General features: G+C 57.7%; 16 protein-coding genes. 11 read left to right on the plus strand and 5 right to left on the minus strand.

What is annotated here, in order from left to right:
• The first annotated feature begins 14 nt into the window (after positions 1-14).
• From ENH71_RS11550 to ENH71_RS11565, 4 genes are read left to right on the plus strand one after another with little or no spacing between them, the layout of a single operon-like run.
• A complete protein-coding gene (locus tag ENH71_RS11550) occupies positions 15-2,216 on the plus strand; it encodes a transglutaminase TgpA family protein (RefSeq protein WP_294130371.1) in 2,202 nt (733 codons plus the stop codon).
• Positions 2,217-2,264: 48 nt separating this feature from the next.
• Positions 2,265-3,311, plus strand: coding sequence for an AAA family ATPase (locus ENH71_RS11555; RefSeq protein WP_294130373.1), 1,047 nt, complete (start codon positions 2,265-2,267; stop codon positions 3,309-3,311).
• A gap of 43 nt (positions 3,312-3,354) precedes the next feature.
• The gene (locus tag ENH71_RS11560; protein ID WP_294130375.1) at positions 3,355-5,421 is read left to right on the plus strand and encodes a tetratricopeptide repeat protein; all 2,067 of its coding nucleotides are present in this window, start codon (positions 3,355-3,357) and stop codon (positions 5,419-5,421) included.
• Positions 5,422-5,441: 20 nt separating this feature from the next.
• Positions 5,442-6,623, plus strand: a complete 1,182-nt coding sequence (locus ENH71_RS11565) for a multidrug effflux MFS transporter (protein ID WP_294130378.1) — start codon at positions 5,442-5,444, stop codon at positions 6,621-6,623.
• A 32-nt stretch (positions 6,624-6,655) separates the two neighbouring features.
• Here ENH71_RS11565 and ENH71_RS11570 read toward each other — a convergent pair whose 3' ends face one another.
• The 3 genes from ENH71_RS11570 to ENH71_RS11580 all read right to left on the minus strand — a co-directional run bounded on the left by ENH71_RS11570 (position 6,656) and on the right by ENH71_RS11580 (position 9,782).
• On the minus strand, positions 6,656-8,320 hold the full coding sequence (locus ENH71_RS11570; protein WP_294130379.1) for a Na/Pi cotransporter family protein: 1,665 nt from the start codon (positions 8,318-8,320) through the stop codon (positions 6,656-6,658).
• A gap of 80 nt (positions 8,321-8,400) precedes the next feature.
• Positions 8,401-9,360, minus strand: a complete 960-nt coding sequence (locus tag ENH71_RS11575) for a CopD family protein (protein ID WP_294130381.1) — start codon at positions 9,358-9,360, stop codon at positions 8,401-8,403.
• Positions 9,361-9,368: 8 nt separating this feature from the next.
• On the minus strand, positions 9,369-9,782 hold the full coding sequence (locus tag ENH71_RS11580) for a copper resistance CopC family protein (protein WP_294130386.1): 414 nt from the start codon (positions 9,780-9,782) through the stop codon (positions 9,369-9,371).
• 237 nt (positions 9,783-10,019) lie between these two features.
• Here ENH71_RS11580 and ENH71_RS11585 point away from each other — a divergent pair, with 237 nt between their 5' ends.
• Together ENH71_RS11585 and ENH71_RS11590 are read left to right on the plus strand one after the other, a co-directional pair.
• Positions 10,020-11,144 carry a PQQ-dependent sugar dehydrogenase gene (locus tag ENH71_RS11585; protein WP_294130389.1) on the plus strand — a complete coding sequence of 375 codons (1,125 nt, stop codon included), beginning with the start codon at positions 10,020-10,022 and terminating at the stop codon, positions 11,142-11,144.
• Between the two features lie 55 nt (positions 11,145-11,199).
• Entirely contained in the window at positions 11,200-11,844 is a 645-nt protein-coding gene (locus ENH71_RS11590; protein ID WP_294130393.1) for a carbonic anhydrase, read from the plus strand.
• A 21-nt stretch (positions 11,845-11,865) separates the two neighbouring features.
• Here the strand turns inward: ENH71_RS11590 and ENH71_RS11595 are convergent, their stop codons facing one another.
• Positions 11,866-14,982: an efflux RND transporter permease subunit gene (locus tag ENH71_RS11595; protein ID WP_294130396.1), complete on the minus strand. Its 3,117-nt coding sequence runs from the start codon at positions 14,980-14,982 to the stop codon at positions 11,866-11,868.
• Between the two features lie 39 nt (positions 14,983-15,021).
• A complete protein-coding gene (locus tag ENH71_RS11600; RefSeq protein WP_294130401.1) occupies positions 15,022-16,362 on the minus strand; it encodes an efflux RND transporter periplasmic adaptor subunit in 1,341 nt (446 codons plus the stop codon).
• Between the two features lie 377 nt (positions 16,363-16,739).
• On the opposite strand from ENH71_RS11600, the gene speB reads away from it, so the two are divergent.
• The 5 genes from speB to ENH71_RS11625 form a co-directional block, all read left to right on the plus strand.
• A complete protein-coding gene (gene speB / locus ENH71_RS11605) occupies positions 16,740-17,687 on the plus strand; it encodes an agmatinase (protein WP_294130405.1) in 948 nt (315 codons plus the stop codon).
• Positions 17,688-17,743: 56 nt separating this feature from the next.
• The gene (gene speA, locus ENH71_RS11610) at positions 17,744-19,690 is read left to right on the plus strand and encodes a biosynthetic arginine decarboxylase (protein ID WP_294130407.1); all 1,947 of its coding nucleotides are present in this window, start codon (positions 17,744-17,746) and stop codon (positions 19,688-19,690) included.
• A 48-nt stretch (positions 19,691-19,738) separates the two neighbouring features.
• On the plus strand, positions 19,739-20,113 hold the full coding sequence (locus tag ENH71_RS11615) for a PH domain-containing protein (RefSeq protein WP_294130409.1): 375 nt from the start codon (positions 19,739-19,741) through the stop codon (positions 20,111-20,113).
• Positions 20,114-20,115: 2 nt separating this feature from the next.
• Positions 20,116-20,430, plus strand: coding sequence for a hypothetical protein (locus ENH71_RS11620; protein ID WP_294130410.1), 315 nt, complete (start codon positions 20,116-20,118; stop codon positions 20,428-20,430).
• Positions 20,431-20,559: 129 nt separating this feature from the next.
• A partial coding sequence (locus tag ENH71_RS11625; protein WP_294137834.1) for a hypothetical protein occupies positions 20,560-20,905 on the plus strand: 346 nt, incomplete at its 3' end.

Here is a 20,905-nt window from a genome sequence, read left to right on the forward strand (position 1 = left end):
GACTGACACAATCCATGATTGAGATCACTCAGCACAACCGGGGCCTGACCCCGGGATCACAACCACGCGCTCAGCAAAGTGTGATCAGGGCGTTGATCCTGGCCATCGCCTGCTGGGTGCTGAGCACCCCGCTGACGACCGTTGCCGGCTCCGCTGCTGCTTTTTCCGGCTGCCTGCTGGCCTGTCTGTGGCTGGATCGTCAGCATGCCGGGGCGCGCCTGTTCCGCCTGCGCTCACCCCTGATCGTACTGATCATCGCTATCACTCTTGCCGTCGGCGCCGCCGTCGCCAACTGGCTAACCGGCACCTCGCTGATCGCGCAAACCGTGGGCGCCATGGCGAGCTACCAACTCGGGCAGATGCTGTTTTGGGTATTGCTGGCTGCCGGCATCGGCCTGACTCTTCGCCTGCTGGCACGCCGCCATAGCTGGGGCAGTATTCCGGAACTGCTGTTTGTCGCCAGTGCGTTTGTCATTACGCTGGCAGCCCATCAGCGCGGCATGATCGACAGGCCGTATTTCATTGGTGATTTTGCCCTGATACGCGGCATCGACCCCTCGTCCATATTGATGGCGATTGGCGTCATCGCGGTGCTGGCGCTGGCAGTGCTGTTAATGATGGAAAACAATCACAAGCGCCTGCCCTATCATTTTTCCGTGCTCGCCGTGCTGTGCTTTTCGCTGCTGGCCTACGTTCAGTTCTTTGGCATGCCCACCCCAAGTCTGACCGATGACCTGGGACTGACCGGACAATCGGCAGCAGGTGGTGGCTCGCAATCGGACAATCCGTTCCGTGATGGCGAAAACGATGCCAGCGATCGCGAAGCTCCCGTTGCCATCGTCCTGTTCCGCGATGACTACGAACCCGACAGCGGTGCCTACTATTTTCGTGAGTCAGCCTACTCCCAGTTTAACGGCACACTGTTGTGGACAGCCGAGGATGACAGCCTGGATCAGGATCTGGTCAGTGAATTTCCGGCCTCACCCATTGAAGTGTCAGACCAGGTTCCGGCACCGGACAAACGTCGCAGCGTCACCACCACCATTGGCCTGTTGACGCCCCACCGCAGCCCGTTCGGACTGGACGCACCGGTGCGTTTTGAGCGTGCTCCCAATCCCAACAGCCTGCGCTTCCGACAGACCTACACGGTTGAATCACTGGTACCTGAATTCAGCTTCCCGGACCTGATCGGCCGCCAGGCAGGCTCGCCCGACTGGACTGTGGCGCAATGGACAGAGTATCTGGAAATGCCCGATGACCCGCGCTACGGTGAGTTTGCCAACGAGCTGATTGCCAACCTGCGCGCAGAGTTCGCTGAGGACCCTTACGCCAAAGCGCTGGCCGTCAAGGACTGGCTGGACACTAACGGCATCTACAGTCTGGCCAACGAACACGCCTATGCCACTGACCCGGCAGCCTCGTTTCTGTTTGGTGACATGACCGGTTACTGTATCCATTTTGCCTACGCTGCCACCTACCTGTATCGCAGCCTCGGCATTCCGGCACGTGTGGGTGTCGGCTACTCGGTTCCCTCTGCCAACAGGGCCGGCGGCTCCGCATTGCTGATTCAGGCTGTACATGGCCATGCCTGGCCGGAGATCTATTTGCAGGATCTGGGCTGGGTCATCGTCGACCCGACACCTGCACAAACACTGGTGGATATGTCCACCGATCCGCAGGATTCACTGCAACAAATGCTTGCCGACATGCTGCGCGACGACGCCGCTTTTGAGGCCTTTCTGCAGGATCAGGCAGGCGACAGCCGCTGGTCACTGGTGAACATCACCCGAGGCATCGCCCTGTTGCTGACTGCCTTGCTGCTTGCCGCCTATCTGATCCGGTTCTATCGTACCCAGGTGCCCGCCTGGGCCAGCGCGCAGAACCAGTACCGGCTGCAATACCGCGCGGCTCTCGATACGCTGGCAAGTTATGGCATAGCGCGTCGACACGGCGAAAGCCGGGAAGCCTTTGCCCGCCGTCTGGCGCCAGCAGCACCCGTGTTCGGTGTTCTCACCGAAGATCACCTGCGCGTGGCTCCTGGCTATGGCCTGGCGCCGGCCGGTGGCTGGCAAATATCGGATCAGGACGCGCTGGCTAGCCGACAATACTGGCAGCAATTGCGCAAACAATTGCAGCTGGAACTGACCAGGTCACAGCCCCAGTGGCGGCGGTTCATCGCCGTGTTACATCCGGCGCCCTGGCTGACAAGCCGGTAGCCTGTATTCCCCGAGATTTATTTTCAAGCATGTAAGCAGGAGTGAACGATGCAAGTGATGGAAGCGGAAGCCTCGACAACCCCGGACCTGAGCGAAGCCAGTAATGTCCTGCAACGACTGGCGGGGGCCGTGCGCGCTCAGGTGATCGGGCGTGACCAGGTCATCGAACTGACTGTTATTGCTCTGCTGGCGGACGGGCATGTGCTGCTGGAAGATTTCCCCGGCTCCGGTAAAACCACACTGGCCAAAGCCCTGGGCGAAGCCATTGTCGATGACCATTCGCCGTCGGATGCAACGGACGCGGTGCCTATTGCAGCCTTCCGCCGCATCCAGTTTACCCCAGATCTGCTGCCTTCCGATGTCACCGGCAGCCCCGTGTTCGACACCAACAGCAACACTTTCCACTTCCGTCACGGACCCATTTTTGCCCACGTCGTGCTCGCCGACGAGATCAACCGCACCTCGCCCAAAGTGCAATCGGCCATGCTGGAGGCGATGGGCGAAAAGCAGGTTACGGTGGACAACATCACCTACCCGCTGGACCCGTTGTTTTTTGTCATCGCCACACAGAACCCGTTGGACCTGGTCGGCACCTACCCACTGCCGACGCCGCAACTGGACCGGTTTTTGTTCAAGATCACCATGTCTCATATCGACCGCGATGCCGAGCTGGCGGTACTGGACACCTGGCAACAGCGCCGCGACCCGGCAGCCGACCGCATCCGCGTCGGGCGCAATGAAATACTGAGTGCCCGCAAGAGCATTGACCAGCACGTTTATATTGCTGATGGCATCAAGTCCACGCTGGTCGACATCTCGCGCGCGCTGCGCGCTGACGAACGGGTAGTGCAGGGCAATTCGACACGCAGCCTGGTGCTGATTCTGCCCGCGCTCCAGGTGCTGGCTGCCCTGCGCGGACGCAACTATGTCAACGCTGACGACCTGGAAATGCTGCTGCCGCATGTACTGACGCACAGAGTCGAGCTGGCGCCAGGTGTCTCTGATTTCGGCAAGGTACTGCGCGACTGCATGCGTGAGCCACTGGAACAGCTGGCACGAAGCACGCTCAAGACACATCATTCGTCCGATAAATAAACTGGTTTTTATGTCACACCACCGCTTGCTCACAAGGACTGTTTTGGCCCGCGTGCCCGCACTGGTCAAAGGCCCGGCGACGGCACTGTTGCTGTCGGCGATGCTAATGCCTGCGCCGCTGCAGGCACAGGAAAGCGACGACGGCTTCGACGCCATCCAGTTCAATTCTCAACGTCTGTGTTTTGGCATGAGCGGCATCACCCAGCAGCGAGCTTTGGCCATCTGCGACGCACTGACGCTGGGGCAGAATGTGCGGGCGCGTGAACTGGCCCAGCAATGGGTTTCCGATGAACCCGAGGCGCCGGGCGCCCAGTTCTCGCTGGCCGAAGTCCTGTTCCGCGTGGAAGGCAATTTACCACGTGCCCTGTTCCATCTGAATATCGCCGAATCACTGACCAACTACAGTTCACTGGGCCGCGCCATGGCCTCCGGCAACCTGGAATGGCACTACCTGACATTGAGCCAGTTATCCTACGCGCATCAGTTGATCGGTGATCAGGAAACGTCTCTTCAGTATCTCGACCAGATCAGCGACATTTACGGACAGGATACCGAGTCCTTTCGTGGTTGGCCGTTAATCAAAATGAAACGCTACGATGACGCCCGCGAGAGTGCCGAAAAAGTACTGGCTGCCAGCGACAATCCACGCGACCGCAGTCGGGCCTGGAATACGCTGTGCGCGGTTGAGCTGGCCGACATGCGACCCGCGGAGTCTCTGCAGGCCTGCGAAAATGCCATGACCGAGGACGAGAACATCGCAGCCTCGCAGGCAACAGAACTCGACACCGTGCATTTGCTTAACGCATCCGAGGTCTCGCTTAACCTGTTGCGCTTTGAGGAAGCAGAAAACTATCTGGATCGCGCATCGCGTCAGATAGATCCGGACAGCGTGGGCAACCCCTGGATATACAAGCTTTACCTGTACATGAACCAGGGCCGCTTTGATGCCGCCCGCAGTGCCCTGGATAACATGCTGGTGTGGCGCGACAGCCAATCGCCGTTGGTGGGCGTCATGAACCGCGCTGATCATTTTATGGTCAGTGCCATTTTTCTGATGCTGGCGGGCTACCCGGATGATGCCGCCCGACTGACCCAGACTGCGTTGAACCAGCCCGACCGCACCGGTTCCTACACCGCTGATGAAGCCCAGAAGGACTCCTTTGCCGCGCTGGTCAACAGTGTTGCGCACCGCATGCGCTACGAGCGCATCCGGGAAGACCTGGCCACCCGGTCACGCTTTGGTGCCTGGGGTCTGCGCATTGAAGCGTTGACGGCTCGCTTCCGCGCCTGGCGCTCAGCGCGTCATGCCGCTTCGCTGTTCGCCAACGCCGGGACCCTGACCAATCGTCTGCGTCCGTATGCGCCGCTGGATGTTCATATCCCCGAGTGGCTGGAACCGGAACTGATCGCATTGATCGGCCCGGGCGTCATGCAGCAACTGCTTGCCAGCACGGCCAGCGAAGGCGCCTTTGCGCTCAATCAGGGTTATGTCTTTGCCTATCAGACCGAGATCGCAGCGCAGCAGGGACGGGACGCGGCGGTGCTGGCTGCGGCAGAGCAGGCACTGGCACAACTGCCGGCGCAGGAGGTGATGCTGCGCGCACGGGTATCAGCCAGACTGGCGAACGCCGCGTGGCGCTCAGGTCAACAGGAGCAGGCGCTGCAGCATTATGCGGCCGCCTTGCGTCAGGATCCGACTATTTTACGCCGGCTGAGCCTCGCGCTCCCCATCACCCCCGGGGGCAGCAGCAGCGAACAAGGTGCTGAACTGGTGTCCTACCTGAGTCGCTCTCCCAGGTTCAGAATTGTCGACCAGGGACTACCCCTGGAAATTCTGTCGACCGACACGCCTGGCCTGTGCCTGCGCGACCACTCGGGTGATGCCTTGTCCTGCGTCGAACTGCAGGCGCCGGACCCTGTCACCGATGCTGCCGGAGACGCTGATGACAGCGCCGCTCAGCGTCTGGCCCGCCAGTTCCACGACAGAACCTTCAGTCTCGCGTATACTATCGACCGTTCCCAGCGTGTCGCCCTACTTGGCAACAGCGTTATCTTCAGCAATCAGGATTCCGGCCTGCAGCAACGACAAGACTCCGTGCTGCAGCGCTGACGTCACTTTCAGGTCAGTTTATGCACGACATCCCGAGATCCCTCTCTCGCGGCATGATACTGTTGCTCGCCGCCGCGTCCGCCCTGGGACCGGTCGCCATGCAAATCATGCTGCCTGCCATCCCCGTGGTACGCGAACGCTTTATGGTCAGCACGGGCACCGCTCAGCTCACGCTCAGCCTGTCGATGCTGTCCATTGCCATTGCCACCCTCATATACGGACCGCTGTCAGACCGTTATGGCCGGCGCCCCGTCATGCTCACAGGCATCTGCATTACCGTTTTTGGTTCGTTGCTGTGCATGCTGGCCGGCAGCATTGAGTGGCTGATACTGGGTCGCATCGTGCAGGCCGCGGGCGGCGCGGTGGGTCTGGTGCTGGCGCGGGCCATCGTGCGCGATGTTTACCCGGCCGATGAGGCCGCCGGCATCATCGCCACCCTGGTCATGGTCATGGTCGTCATGCCCATGCTGTCACCGGTAGTCGGCGGTGAAATGCTGGTCCGCTTCGACTGGCACGCCATCTTCTATCTGGTGGCTGCCATTGCCATCGTCATGCTGTTGGCGATGTTCCGTTATTTGCCGGAAACGCTGCACCGTAAAGTTTATTTCACCGGGGTCGGCAGCATGCTCAAAGGCTTTGCCACGCTGCTGCGGGCGCGAACTTTCTCTGCCTACGCGTTCAATGTCGCTTTTGTCTCCGTGGTGTTTTTCAGTTTTATCTCAGGCGCACCGGAAATCATGGTCTCCGTGTTCAATCGCCCGCCCAACGAATATGGCTACTACTTCATCATGATCCCGCTGGCGTTTATGACAGGTAACTACATGGCGCGCGGCCTGTCGAAAAAGTGGGGCATCCACCGGATGATCAGCATGGGGTCCCGGCTGAGCATTGTCGGTATCTGCATTGCCATCGCTTTGCAGTTGGGGGGATTGCACCAACCGTTGGCGCTGTTTGCACCGATCGCCCTGAGCACCTTCGGCAATGGCATTTCACTGCCCAATGCCCAGGCCGGTGCGATTAACGAGTTCCCGGAAATGGCTGGCAGTGCCTCTGGTCTGACCGGTTTCCTGCAGATGGGGTTGTCAGCTGTGGCAGCACAAATGGTGGCGTTGATCTTCAACGGCACTGTGTACCCGATGCTGCTTCTGATGCTGGCCGCGGCACTCATATCGCTGTGGAGTTTTACCCGCGTACAGCGTTAAGGCCGGGTCACTCAGACTTGTTCAGAGGTTCGTTAAAGCCCGGCGTGGGCCTCAACATAATTCACGGTGTGATTCTTGATATGTCGCAGCGACATGAACATGTCACTGTAAGTCTGCGCAATCACCGCCTGGCATTCACCTGCGCGCAGGCGGTCCAGATGGCGCTCCCGCATGTCCTTGCCGATTTTCCTGATTTTCTTCGAGTCTGCGATAAGCGTCTTGAACTCAGCTGCATTGGCGTCACGTTCGCGCGCTTTGGTCAGACGGTCAAAATACGCTGCAACCTCATCGAAGAAGCTGAGAATATCGGCCCAGGCGTCCGGGCTGAGGTCTTCACTGCGTTTGAACAGACGACTGCGGTAAATACTGAACGACTGCAATGCATCCGCAATGCTTTCAATCTCATCGGCCATACGCATCAACCCGTATGAACGCTGCGATTGTCCCTGCGACACAGAGCCGGTCAGCACAATAGTGATGAAATTGATCATCTCCTCTTCGATATTGTCAGTAATATCCTCAAGGTGATTGATGCGATCAAACAGCTTCTTTTTGTGCTTGGGCGCCGTGACGTATTCACGGGTGACCTCAAACATCTCCCGCGTAATATCTACCATATTGTCCATTTCCAGACCGGCCTGCTGCAGGGCCATCTCCGGTGCCATGGTGGTACGGCTACCCAGATACTTGAGCTTGTGAGATTCTTTTTCTTCCTTTTGCGGCACCAGCCAAATCACGGTTTTGGTCAGAAATCCAATCAATGGTATCCAGAACAGCACGTTAAGCACATTGAACAGGGTATGCGCGACGGCTATATGCCAGCCGATATTGGGCCGCATACCCTCTGCATCCTGGAGGTTGGCCTCACCCGCGACGACAAAATCGACAAACGATACATACCAGGGGAATATGGCAATAAACAGCGCCGCGCCCAGAATATTGAATATGGCATGGGCCCGGGCGGCGCGCACTGCCGAGGTGTTGGCACCTATCGCCGCCAGCTGGGCCGTAATGGTGGTGCCAATGTTTTCGCCGATGATCAGAGCGACCGCCGTGTCGAAATTGATCACCCCGGTTGCTGCCAGCGTGATGGTAATGCCGAGCATGGCAGAACTGCTTTGTACAATCACCGTCAGCAAACACGCCAGCGCCACACAGGCCAGCAAACTGCCCAGTGACTGGGCATCAAACAGATACAGGTAAGAAATGAAGTTTTCGTCGGTACGCAGCGGCACAAACGCACCACTCATGAACTCCAGACCGGTGAAAATCAGGCCCAGTGCGACCAGCGCCTTACCCAGCGTGTTCAGCCAGGTACGCTGCGCTGCCACCATCGGGTAGATGCCCAGGCCTATGAACAACAGCCCGTATTTGCCGACCTTGAAGGAGATAATCCAACCGGTGACCGTGGTGCCGATGTTGGCACCCAGAATGACGCCAATAGCCTGCTTGAGCTCCATTAGCCCGGCATTCACCAGACTGACGGTCATCACTGTAGAGATACTGCTGGACTGCACGAATACCGTAATACCCACACCGGCCAGCACTGCCAGCACACGGTTCCGGGTCAGGGAGGCAAGAATGCCACGGATCGCCTCTTTTCCGCTGGACTGCAGCGACTCGGACAGGTACTTGAGACCGAGAAAAAAGATACCCAGGCCGCCGATAGCGGTATAAGAGATTTCGAAATAGTCCATGGGCGCGAAGTTTATTAAATGCGCCGCAATATTACAATTTGTTTACAGTTTGGTGACAATTAATTTTGACTGGCGTCAGCTCAGCCTGCCGGGCCGGTCATGGTGGTGAAAACCGCTGTCACCAGCAGGATCAGGGCAGCCAGCCCCATCTGTAACCTGATCGAGCGGCGCAAACGTGACGCGCCATCCAGCATCAGCGCAGGGACCAGACTGAACTTGTGCCGGGCACCGAGCGCCAGCAAGCCTGCCACCAGCGCCAGTTTGAGCAGCATCACCTGCCCATAGGATGTAGCCAGCAGCGCGGAGAAATCCGGGTTCAGCTGCCAGATCAACCATAGACCGCTGACCAGCAAGGCGCTGAGCACGATCCAGAGCGCCTGACTGAACAACACCAGCAGCGATTGTAAAGACTGCCGATCACAACCGTTCCGGCCTTGAATCTGGGCGCTGCACAGAGCATAAAGCGGAATAAAGGAGCCCGCCCACAAACAGACGGCAGCGATATGCAAAACCAGCATCAGCCGACTGATCGTGGCCAGTTGACTGACATGACCAAGAACCGCAAAAGACACTGCTATACACAGCAGCGCTGCGGCGGTCAGCGTAATGATGACCTGCGACGACAGTATCAGGGGGGTGGCTTTTGCTGCCGGCAGCGAACGCGAGACGTACCACAGGCCTGTGGCCACCAACGCCAGAAAAAATCCGGACAGTCGCCAGCGCACACCGTCGCCCAATGCTGTTTGCGCCAGAATTTGCGACATAACCGGATCAAACATGCCGCCGGGCCCGCGCTGATTGATGGCGCCCACCTGGAACAGGAAAAACACACTGCAGGCCAGAATGCCCAGCACCGCTGCCGGCAACAGAAAATGCGACAGCAAGCGCCGGTCAATCCCGGGGGGCTCAGCGTCGGGGCTGCCGGTGGGTACCTGACGACACAGCCAGGCGACAAACACAGCACCCGGTGTCGCCACCATGGCCAGGTAGGACAGCCATTTGCTCAGCAGGATGGCGATTTCCCAAAGCGTTGCGTTCAATGGCGCGCTCAGTGCTGATGATGGTCGTTGTGGCTGAGCTCCTGCAGCTCGGCCTGCTCACCGCCGTCACTGACCACAAAATTGAAGCTACCATTCACGGTATGACCATCAGTCCCGATAATTGTCCAGTTCACCGTGTGGGTACCCAGCATCAGCTCGGGCAGGTCGTGGCTGAAGGTCCGCTGCGCGGCCGTTGTCGGGCTGAAACCGAAATCCATGTTGTGGCTGGCCCCATGGACCAACGTCAGACGCAACAGGCGTACATCATCACTAAAGTTCAGCACCAACTGTTCCGGCGACATCACCACCGCCTCATGACCGGGCGCGGATGAACTCAGTTCACCATGCGCCAGCACCTTGCCAGCTGGCAGGGCTACCACTACCGCCAGCAACATTGCGTTTAACCAGGACAACTTTTTCATATCAACTCCTTGAGACCGGTGTAGGCATAAACATAACCGAACGTAACCTGAGCGCATTGTACACCAATGCGCTTAATAACCGCTTAATACGCCTGCGACACTTTGTCTCATACAAACACCGATCGGGCGCTGTCGCCCCCGGTGACATCACCCAGGCAATCCATGCTGAAACAATTGCCGTACTCAGCTACAATAAGCCCAGTTTACCAACGACGTTAGTCCACACGGGGAATTGTCATGAAAAAGAAAGTCTGGTTAAGCGCCGCCGCCATCACCTTAGGCTCCTATGCTTTGTCCTTTTCTGCCGTCAACAACGCCCTGGCGCAGGGCCTGCCGGAATTCAGCCTGGAGACCATCACCAGCGAAATTCAGATGCCCTGGGGCATGGTGTGGCTGCCTGAGGGCGACATGCTGGTGACCGATCGCAACGGCGACATCTTCCGCGTGCGCAATGGTCAGGTCGGCGATCCTCTGGGCGGCGTTCCTGCCGTGCACACCAACGGTCAGGGTGGCCTGCTGGATATTGTCCTGCACCCGGAGTATGCCGATAACGGCTGGCTGTATATCAGCTACGCCAGTGAAGAGGGCGAAGGCGAAGGTAGCAACACCGCCATCATGCGCGCCCGGCTCGACGGCAACCGACTGGTTGATCAGGAGGTTCTTTACAAGGGCGCCGAAAACTCCATGCGCGGCCAGCACTACGGCGGGCGCATGATCTTTGACAACGACGGTTATCTTTATTTCTCCATCGGTGACCGCGGCGACCACTTCACCAATGTGCAGGACCTGACCCGCGATGGCGGCAAAATCTACCGCCTGAATGCTGACGGCAGCGTGCCCGCCGACAATCCCTTTGTAGACCAGGATAACGCCAAAGCCGCGATCTGGTCATATGGGCACCGCAATCCTCAGGGTATCGATATCAACCCGGTCACCGGTCAGGTCTGGGCCAGCGAACACGGCCCACGCGGTGGCGATGAAATCAACATTGCAGAAGCGGGCCTGAACTACGGCTGGCCTTATGTCGGGTATGGCATCAACTATAACGGCGAGCCTCTGGCTGAAGCCAAATTTGGCGAAGGCATTGAACAACCCATCTGGTATTGGGACCCATCCATTGCCGTGGCTGGCATCGCCTTTGTCACCAGCGACCGTTACCCGGAGCTGCAGAACCATCTGCTGGTTGGTGCCCTGCGTGCCACCAAGCTTGAGTTACTGGAGATTCATGAAGACCGCGTCCTGCGTCGCACCGATCTGCTGACCGGTATCGGCCGGGTGCGCGCGATACGTCAGGGCCCGGACGGTTATGTGTATCTGGGCATTGAGGGTGAAGGCATCAAGCGCCTTGTACCGGGCAACTAATACCCGGCAGTCAGTACCGTGCAACCAATAAAAACAAGCAGGAACCAGAATAAGGATGAGTGAAAAACTACTGGAAGGTTACAAGCGTTTCAAAGAAGGCTATTACGCACAAAACAGGGAAAAAATACGGGAGCTGGCGCAGGACCAGCGACCGTCCTACGTACTGATAACCTGTTGTGATGCCCGGCTGGAGCCCTCGCGGATTTTTGATACCGAGCCGGGCGATCTGTTTGTTATTCGCAATGTCGCCAACCTGGTGCCACCGTACGAAGTCGAAGGCTCGTACCACGGCACCAGCGCGGCCCTGCAGTATGCGATAACGGTGCTGGAGGCGCCCGAGATCATCGTGTTGGGACACTCGCGCTGCGGCGGCATCCGCTCTCTGGTGCTGGATCCGGACAAGATGGAAAAGGATTCGTTCATCTCGCGCTGGATGTCGATTGTGGCACCGGTGGCGAAACTGGCAGACCCGGACAAACTGAATGATCCCAAGACCTTCAGCCAGTGCGAGCAGGCGGCGATTGGTTTTTCATTACGCAACCTGTTGACGTATCCGTGGATTGCCAGCCGGGTGGCAGCCGGGACGCTGCAGATAAACGGCTGGCATTATAATATTTACAGCGGCGCACTGAAAAAAGTTCACGATCAGGACACTATCTCCACGATCGTGGAGGCGTCCGATGACGCCTCAGCAGACTAGTCTGTTGCTTCAGCGATCAGTCTAAGCTGACGACGCCATCCCCTCACTGTCCTTGTCAGACCTGCGCCCCGGCAGACGCGCCGCGATCCGATCGCGCAGGTCATTGGCGGCCACATACACGATGGGGATGAACACCAGCGTGATCAGCGTGGAGGCCGCCAGGCCGCCAATCACCACCCGCGCCAGTGAGGCCTGCATCTCGGCCCCGGCACCGATACCTACCGCCAACGGAAGCAGACCAAGCACGGTGGTCAGCGTGGTCATCAGAATCGGCCGTAAACGCAGCCGTCCTGCCTTGATAACGGCGTCGACCACTGGCATCTTTTCCTCTCGGCGCATCAGGTTGATATAGTCGACCAGTACGATGGCATTGTTCACCACAATGCCGATCAGCATCACCATGCCCATGAAGCTTTGCATGTTAAGCGTGGTTCCGGTCAGCAGCAATGTCGGCACCACGCCAATAAAGGCCAGCGGCACAGAGAACATTACGATCAATGGGTCCAGGAAACGCTCGAACTGCGCTGCCATCACCATGTAGATCAAAATCAGTGCCATCACGATAGCCATGACAAAATCACGCTGGGCTCTGATCTGTTCCTCGTATTCGCCGCCGTAGACAATGGAAAAACCATCTGGCAAGGACATTGTTGACAGCTCATTCTGGATCGCCTGCACAGCATCACCCAACGCTACGCCGCTTTCCAGATTGGCATTGATATAGGTGACACGCTGTCCGTTGATACGCCTGATATCGGTGGGTCCGCGATCATAGGTGGTGGTGATCAGCGATGACACCGGCACCACCTGACCATCGGCAGCACGCACCGAAATGTTGTCGATATCCTGAACGTTGAGACGGTCTTCCGGGCGCAGCCGCACGATGATATCAACCTCGTCGCCCTGTTCGCGGAAGACACCCGCGCGGGCACCGCCAATGCTGCTCTGGATGGCACGGCTGACATCGGCGACGCCGATACCAAGACTTGCCATGCGCTCACGGTCAAAACGCACATTCTGTTCCGGACGCCCTTCCAGGCGACTGAGATTGACGTCGGCAATACCTGGCACGGTCTCCATGCGATCACGGATGCCCTGCGCGAGCGTCTCGGCCATGTCCAGATCATAACCGCGCAACTCCACCTGCACCGCATCATCGCCGCCGGAACCAAAAATACGACGCATGATCCACAGGCCGGTCTGCGCTCTCACCTGCACCCGCATACCCGGGATAGCGGATTCAACACGTGCCCGGATGAAATCGGTCAGCTCGTCAGCATTCATGCTGCGCTCACTTTGATCGACCAGGGCAAACTCGATTTCGGCATTGCTGTTACGCACATCACGGGTGTAATAAAGCACATCATCCCAGGGCACAATGGCCTGCACGATGTTGTCCATTTCCATCATGTAGGAATGCAGAATGGCGATATTGGTGCCCTCATCCATGTTCATGCGGATACTGATTTCGTCAGCTTCCGTTTGTGGTGCCAGCTCGTAGGACAGGAATCTGACACCAAACACCGATGCTCCCAGCAGCACCATGGTCATGCCAACAATCGTCAGACGATGTTTCAGCGACCAGGTCAGGATAGTTTCGTAACGTGATCCCACCGCCCGCAGGACTCGCTCGTTGCCCTTGATGGGCCCGCTGCGCTCAGCGTCCGGCACTACCGTCAGGAAACGGCTGGCCAGCATCGGCACCAGCGTCAGAGCAACGAACAACGAACATACCAGCGAGAATACCACGACCAGCGCCAGCTCCTGGAACATGGTGCCGGTCAGGGTCTGCATGAACACCACCGGCAGGAAGATGACGCAGGTGGTGATGGTTGACGCCACGATGGCGCCGGTGACCTGGCGTGTACCCTGCCGCGCTGCCCGCTTTCTGGACGCGCCGTTCTGGCGCAGACGCACGATGTTCTCGATCACCACAATGGCATTATCAACGATGAGACCCACGCCCAGGGCCAAACCACCAAAACTCATCTGGTTGAGCGTCAACCCGCCGAAAAACAGCAGGCCGAACGTGGCAATGATGGCAATCGGAATGGAAACGGCAATGATGCTGGTAATGGATCCATTGCGGAAAAATGCCATCAGCACGATGACAGCCAGGATACCGCCCCACACGGCAGAGTTGCGCACGCTGTCGATGGAATCCTGAATGAATTCGCTCTGGTCGGTGACAATGATCATGTTGATGTCAGAGCGTTCCTGATTGATGCGCTCGGCTTCCCGACGAATCTGCGCTGCCACCTCTACCGTGTTGGCGCCGGACTGCTTGCGGATACCCAGACGCAACATGGGCACGTCATTGATTTCGACATAACGGCCCATATCGGCGCGATCATACTGCACATCAGCAACGTCGGAGACACGCAGGGCAACCCCATTCACGGTGCGGATAACCGTGTCGCGAATCTCGTCAATGTTGCTGTATTCTCCCAACGAGCGCACGTACAGTTCGCTCAGGCCGCGCTGCACATTGCCGCCCGGCGCATTGCTGCTCTCACGCCCGATGGCCTGCACGATATCGTTCATGGTCAGGCCGCCCGCCAACAGGCGATCGCGATCAACTTCGATACGCACTTCCCGATCGATTCCGCCCCAGACGTCAATTGCGCCGACGCCGGGAATCTGTTCAAAACGGCGACGCAATTCGCGATCAAGCACCGTGGTCAGATCCATCAGATCCATATTGGATTGGGCACCGACCACCACAATCGGCGAATCATCGGGATTGAAACGATTGATACGCGGTGTATCGGCATCTTCCGGCAATTGCCGGCGCAGCCGGTCCAGTGCTTCACGCACATCGTTGCTGACTGAATCCAGATTGGTGCCCTGGGCAAACCGGATGGAAACCCAGCTATTGCCTTCGCGCGAATTGGAACTCATGCGCTCGACGTTTTGCACCGTCGACAGCGCATTTTCCAGCGGCTCGGTGACCAACAACTCCATTTCTTCAGGGCCGACATTGGGATAGCTGATCTGCACCGACAATTCAGGCATTTCGATGGGCGGTAACAGGTCGACGGGCAGAAAGCGAAATCCGAGCGTACCCAGCGTGATGATGATCAGGAAAATCATCGAGGTGGCAACGGGTCGTTTAATCGAATTGGTAGTTAGCGCCATTGTGCTGTATCCGCTTGATAATTCGAGAGGGTTGGAAAATTAACTGCCGGTCAGTGCCTGACGCTCGTCACGTGACTGTTTAATAATGTCGAAAATATCGCGGCTTTGCATGCGCTGCATTTCCATGATGCGATTCCAGGGCATCAGTCGGGCCCGAGCCTCACTGATGGCGCCTGCCATCAGGTTCTGGCCAACCGTGATCACCCACTGACCTTCATCCACACCGCGCACACCACTGGCCATGCGGCCTGAGGCAACAATGTCTATGGCGACAAAGCTCACTGGCATGGGCGGCGATACCGCCGGCGCACCATCAATCTCAGCCACCGGACGGAGCTCCTCGCCGGGCGCGTTCATGACATAAACGCCCTCCACCCCGGTACGTGGATGCCGGTAAATGGCACTGTTGGGTATCAACACCGCCTGCTCGGTCTCGCCATACAGCACGTCGACGTTAACGAACATACCGGGACGCATCAGACTATCCGGATTCGCCATGTCGATGTACGCCTGGGTACGCAGGGTTTCCGGGTCCAGAAACGGCGAGATACGCGAGATATCGGCATCAAGCATGGTATTGGGCCAGTTTTCCGAGTACAGGTTCACGGACATGCCCTCGCGGATATAATTCAGCATGCGCTCGGTCAGCAGGACCTCGATGCGTACTTCATCAACATCACCGATCAGGAACAGAGGCGTGCCGGTACTGGCCATCTGGCCGCGTTCGGCATTGCGCAGGCCCACCAGACCGCTGATCGGCGCGCGCACAGTGGTGTTGACCAGCTCCAGCCGCCGCTCCTCGAGCTGCGATCGCGCCTGGTTCTCCTGCGCTTCCCGCAGATCCACATTCGCTTTGGCCACCGCAACCTGTACCTCAATGGTTTCCAGATTCGCAGTGGTCTCCAGCTGGCGCTCGGTCAGCTCGCGCACCCGGCTGGCCTGATTTTCCAGTTGCTGCAAATTGGCCGCAGCCTGTCGGGTCTGCGCCCGGGCGATATCCAGTCCGGCCACTGCCTGCTGATAGCGTTCCACATATTCTGCATCACGCAACTGCACCAGAGGGTCGCCAGCGTTAACATAATCGCCGTTGTCGACGTATATTTCGGTGACCGGACCTGATACTTCCGGGTAGATTTCGGTCTGATTGCGGGCGCTGACGCGCCCGGTCAGTCGCTCTTCCAGCGGCAATGCACCACGCTGGGCCTGGACGGCCTCCACGGCGGGGATTGTCATTGCGCGCTGACCGCCACCGGGGCCACCGCCGCTGCCAGCCTGACCGGCCGGGGCATCCCCCTCACCGCAGGACAGCAACATAGCGGCGGCGGATAACGCCAGCAGTGTCTGTCGGACCGGCCGAAACATGTGCGCTGTTAAAGTCATGACTGATCGCCCAAATTAGATAAAGTGATATGAAGGTTGGATACGCGTGCCATCGGCAAATGGTTCAAGCACATGTAAAATCAAATATTTACAATCCCCGGCATTGCCCTCGCGATACCGGCAATCAATCGTAACACCGGGTGCTGGTTCTGATTTAAAGGTGTTTCGCAGTTTTGTGTTACGAATGTTGTCAAACCAGCTTTTTTGGCAGATTTCTGCCTGAATTCGGTCTTGTTCCCGACAGATTGGCGCGCTTGGCATATTTGCGCCGTTAGTTTAAGTTAGCTTAAACGTCAGTTACATGGATTCCCGTCGGTCATACACCCGACAAATTATCGAAACCATTCATCCTCGCAAACGCAATTCAGGAAGTTTTTATGAGCAGTTGGGACAACGCATTCACCGGCAAACCCGGAACCGGTGCCGTCAATTCACACAGTTTCGGCGGTGCCGTCAGTTTTTTCCGCACGCCGTTTGGCCGCGACCTGAGTGAAATCGATGTGGCGGTGATGGGCATTCCGCTGGATATCGCGGTGACCAACCGCTCGGGCGCCAGGCTCGGCCCTCGCGCCATTCGCAATGCATCCATGTCGTTGGCCTGGGAGCGTCCCTGGCCCTGGAAAACAGACCCCCTGGAAGCGCTGCGGGTGGTTGACTACGGTGATTGCGAGAACAACGAAGGTGGCGGCCTGCTCAGCGTCAAACATATTGAGTCCTGGGTCAGCGGGATTCTGGCGACCGATACCGCCACACTGTTGCTGGGTGGCGACCATTTCATTTCATATCCCAGCCTGTGCGCACATTACAAAAAGCACGGCCCCATCGCGCTGATCCACTTCGACGCCCATACTGATACCTGGCCGTCGTCCGGTGAAGGCGTGAATCATGGCACCATGTTCTACAAAGCCGCCAAAGAAGGTATTGTCTTGCCTGAGCACTCCATACAGATTGGCATTCGCACCACCAATGACGACACCCTGGGCTACGATATCGTCTCGGCCCCGGAGGTACACGAACAAAGCGCAGCCGCTATCGCCAAACGTATCAAGGCGCGGGTCGGTGATCGCCCGACCTATATTACCTTCGACATCGACTGTCTTGACCCGGCTTTTGCACCGGGCACCGGCACGCCTGTGCCAGGCGGCTTGTCGTCTCTGCAGGCACTCAGTATCATCCGCGGCCTGACCGGCATCAATCTGATTGGCATGGACGTGGTGGAAGTAGCCCCTGCCTATGATCATGCCGAAATCACTGCGCTGGCGGGTGCCCAGATCGGCATTGAATTACTGGCACTGTACGCGGAGTGCAAAGCCGGTCGAACCTGACACCGACATTGCAGTTACCACAAACTGCGCATCATCCCGGACTCGAGGAATTTTGAATGACAGCACAGCAAACGCCCGCATGGAACCTGGACGACGCTCATGACATGTATGCCATGGACGTCTGGGGCGACGGATTTTTCGGTATCAATGACAAAGGTAACGTTTGTGTCCGGCCTATTGAAGGCCAGGACATCAGCGTCGACATTAACGATGTAATCGAAGAGGCGCTGGCCGAAGGCTCAACCCTGCCCTTTATTGTGCGCTTTCAGGACATCATCAGCTCGCGTGTCAAACGTCTGAATCGCAAGTTCCGTGAAGCCATCGAAGCCGCTGAATACGATGGTGTTTATCGCAGCATTTTCCCGATCAAGGTTAACCAGTTGCAGGAAGTTGTCGCCGAGGTCATCGAGGCCGGGCGTGAATTCGATATCGGTATCGAGTGCGGCTCCAAGGCAGAACTGATGGCAGCGTTACCGATGATCGGCTCTGACACCCTGATGCTGTGCAACGGCGTCAAGGACCATGTCATGCTGACCATGATGCTCAACGCCCAGCAACTTGGCCAGCAGGTCATCCCCATTATCGAGAAATACTCGGAATTCGAGCAGCTGCTGATCCTGGCCGATCAGCGTGAACTCAAGCCACGTCTGGGCGTGCGGGTCAAACTTAATACCCGGGGCGCCGGCCGGTGGTACGAATCCGGTGGTGCGCGCTCCAAATTCGGCCTGACCGTACCAGAGCTGGTGCGTCTGGTGAAGATTCTGGAAAAGCGCGGTCAGGGCGATTGCCTGGAGCTGCTGCACTTCCACCTGGGCAGCCAGATTTCGGACATTCAGGTACTGCGCAGCGCGGTTAAGGAGATCACCCAGATTTATGCGGACCTGGTGCTGCGTGGCGTCAATGTCAAATTCCTGGATGTCGGCGGTGGCCTGGGCGTGAACTACGGCGGCGACTACGACAACCCCGACTCGTCGATCAACTATGGCCTGCGCGAGTACGCCAATGTTGTGGTTTATGCCGTCAAGGAAATCTGCGACGAGCGCGGCGTTCCGGTACCCACCCTGCTGTCGGAAAGTGGTCGCGCCCTGACCGCCCATCATTCCATGCTGGTGGTACCGGTGCTGGGCATGCATCGCCCGGACAGTCCGCCCATGCATGATGAAACCCCGGCGGACTCCCCGTCGGTGGTCACCCGCATGGAAACTGCCTATGAGGAGGCCACCAGCTCGGACGTCACCGGCATACTGCTGGAGTGCTACCATGATGCCCGCGAAGCGCGAGAAGAAGCCGATCAGCTCATGCGCCTGGGCTACATGACGCTGGATCAGCTGGCCCACACCGACAGTCTGTACTGGAGCACCTGTCGTGAAGTTCTGCACAAGCTGGCGGCGGCCAAACTGACACCGCCACCCACCGAACAGCTGGAACTGGAAGAACAACTGACAGATCTGTATTTGTGCGACTTTTCGGTGTTTCATTCCATTATTGACCACTGGGCCATCCAGCAGGTGTTCCCGGTCATGCCCCTGCACCGGCTGCAGGAGCGTCCGGACCGGCGCGCACAGGTCGTTGACCTGACCTGTGATTCGGACGGAAAAATCGACCAGTACGTACACGGCCACGCCAATACCAGCTGGCTGCCGCTGCACTCACACAAACACGGCGAAGCCTATCATCTGGGTATTTTCCTGGTCGGTGCGTATCAGGAAATTCTCGGCGATGCCCACAACCTGTTGGGGCGAGTCGACGAAGTTCACGTCTACGCCAAGGAAGACGAAACCGGCAACTTCTGGATCGAGGAAACCCTCAAGGGCATCTGTATCAAGGACATGCTCAGTCAGGTTCAGTACTTTCCCAACGACCTGGACCGCCGCATGAGTGAGCTGATACGCAAGCAGATCAACGCCGGCGTGATCAAGGCCGCAGAAGGCACACGGATTCTGAACAATTACACCAAGCGCCTCGACGAGAGCACCTACTGCACAACCGAGATTGTGCGGTGATAGCCTTTATGGCAACTACTGTAGAACTACATTTTCAGGGACATTAAAATGCAGAAAAAATACTCCGAACACCCGGCCATGTTCAGAAACAACCCGCTCGGCTTCATCCTCGCCGTGCTGCTGATTCCGGTCGCCATTGGCATTATCATACTGATGGTGTGGTACCTGAAGTGCAAATCGACCCGACTGGATTTCATCGGCAATGATCTGGTCCTGGAGCGCGGTCTGCTCAGCAAGGACAGGACCGAGCTGGACGTGAGCCGTATCCGCACTGTGAACGTGTATCAGTCTTTCTTTAACCGGATCTTCGGTGTGGGCAGGATCTCTATCTACACGGCCGGCGACGACCCGGAAATTGATGTCAGTGGATTACCGAACCCGCATGACCTTCGCGAACTGATCAAAGCCGAGCAGGATGCCTGATTATGGTTGGTAAAACCGGCGCCAGGGACAAGAAAGATGCCAGAGCACTGGCCGTTGTGCTGATTGTGCTGGCGCTGGTGCTCACCATCAGCGCCATCTTTGCCATACCCTTGCTGGCCGAATTCAATGCCAACTTCCTGGCACCCGGTCTGGGCTTGCGCGACGCGGCTATTATCGCTTTCGTCGCCACGCTTGTGGTGCTGGTTGTTTTCGCCTTCGCAGCAGGCGATGGCCTGCTCGGCGAAATACAATTCATGTTGCCGGGATTCTTCGCTTTCTTCCTCGTATTATGGCTGCTGATTGCCTGGGTGTTCTGATTCGTTTTTAAAGTAACGTTTTTTTGTCAACGGATCTGGCACTTGCCAGTCCGTCAAAGCTATGCTGCAATTGACCGGGAGAACAAAAACAACAATACCCAGAACAGCGACACGCGAAGGAGTCCGACGATGACGATACGATCCTTTTCTGCCAAGCCGATTGCTGCAACCCTTTTAGCCTGCCTCACCTCATCAATACTCTACGCCCAGGACGACACCACCGGTTACACCGCGCCACGCACCGAATGGGGCCACCCCGAACTCAGGGGCGTGTGGAATTTCAGCTCTTCCATTCCAATGCAACGCCCGACAGCACTGGGCGACCGTGAATTCTACACACTGGAGGAAGTCATGGCGCAGGAGCAGGCCCGTATGGCCCGTGAAGCGTCCGGTGTGGAACTGACCGATATCATTGGTGGCGCCATCGGCGGTTACAATGATTTCTGGATAGAGACCAACCCCCTTGACTATAACC

Origin of the sequence: Pseudohongiella sp. (assembly GCF_011050365.1) — a bacterium.
Taxonomy (GTDB): domain Bacteria; phylum Pseudomonadota; class Gammaproteobacteria; order Pseudomonadales; family Pseudohongiellaceae; genus Pseudohongiella.

Coding starts and splice junctions, on each gene's coding strand:
- ENH71_RS11550 (WP_294130371.1), top strand. CDS start 15: ATGATTGAGATCACTCAGCACAACCGGGGCCTGACCCCGGGATCACAA.
- ENH71_RS11555 (WP_294130373.1), top strand. CDS start 2,265: ATGCAAGTGATGGAAGCGGAAGCCTCGACAACCCCGGACCTGAGCGAA.
- ENH71_RS11565 (WP_294130378.1), top strand. CDS start 5,442: ATGCACGACATCCCGAGATCCCTCTCTCGCGGCATGATACTGTTGCTC.
- ENH71_RS11570 (WP_294130379.1), bottom strand. CDS start 8,320: ATGGACTATTTCGAAATCTCTTATACCGCTATCGGCGGCCTGGGTATC.
- ENH71_RS11580 (WP_294130386.1), bottom strand. CDS start 9,782: ATGAAAAAGTTGTCCTGGTTAAACGCAATGTTGCTGGCGGTAGTGGTA.
- ENH71_RS11585 (WP_294130389.1), top strand. CDS start 10,020: ATGAAAAAGAAAGTCTGGTTAAGCGCCGCCGCCATCACCTTAGGCTCC.
- ENH71_RS11590 (WP_294130393.1), top strand. CDS start 11,200: ATGAGTGAAAAACTACTGGAAGGTTACAAGCGTTTCAAAGAAGGCTAT.
- ENH71_RS11595 (WP_294130396.1), bottom strand. CDS start 14,982: ATGGCGCTAACTACCAATTCGATTAAACGACCCGTTGCCACCTCGATG.
- ENH71_RS11600 (WP_294130401.1), bottom strand. CDS start 16,362: ATGACTTTAACAGCGCACATGTTTCGGCCGGTCCGACAGACACTGCTG.
- speB (WP_294130405.1), top strand. CDS start 16,740: ATGAGCAGTTGGGACAACGCATTCACCGGCAAACCCGGAACCGGTGCC.
- speA (WP_294130407.1), top strand. CDS start 17,744: ATGACAGCACAGCAAACGCCCGCATGGAACCTGGACGACGCTCATGAC.
- ENH71_RS11615 (WP_294130409.1), top strand. CDS start 19,739: ATGCAGAAAAAATACTCCGAACACCCGGCCATGTTCAGAAACAACCCG.
- ENH71_RS11620 (WP_294130410.1), top strand. CDS start 20,116: ATGGTTGGTAAAACCGGCGCCAGGGACAAGAAAGATGCCAGAGCACTG.